Origin of the sequence: Cellulosimicrobium composti (genome assembly GCF_009711085.1) — a bacterium.
In the GTDB taxonomy this organism is placed as follows: Bacteria; Actinomycetota; Actinomycetes; order Actinomycetales; family Cellulomonadaceae; genus Cellulosimicrobium; species Cellulosimicrobium composti.
Genome location: NZ_WMKA01000145.1, coordinates 1 through 350, shown reverse-complemented (window position 1 = coordinate 350; position 350 = coordinate 1). Strand labels below are relative to the sequence as shown.

At 69.1% G+C, this 350-nt stretch carries 1 protein-coding gene; it reads right to left on the bottom strand.

Annotation, left to right across the window (positions count from 1 at the left end):
• The coding region (locus tag GJV82_RS19295; RefSeq protein ID WP_196217327.1) for a superoxide dismutase at positions 1-350 on the bottom strand (350 nt) is incomplete at both ends.

Genomic DNA, 350 nt, shown 5'->3' with positions numbered 1-350 from the left:
GAGCCCTGGACGCCGGCGGCGACGGCGGCGAACTGCTTCTTGAAGGCGTCGAAGGAGCCGAAGTGCTCGTCGATCGCGGCGCCGATCTCGCCGGTGGGCTCGCCGCCGCCCTCGGGGGAGAGGTTGGTCCAGAAGGCGGAGTGGTTGACGTGGCCGCCGAGGTTGAACGCGAGGTTCTTCTCGTGGAGGTTGATCGCGGCGAAGTCGCCGGACTCGCGGGCCTCGGCGAGCTTCTCCAGGGCGGTGTTCGCGCCGGTGACGTAGGCCTGGTGGTGCTTGGAGTGGTGCAGCTCCATGATCCGCCCGGAGATGTGCGGCTCGAGCGCACCGTAGTCGTAGGACAGCTCGGG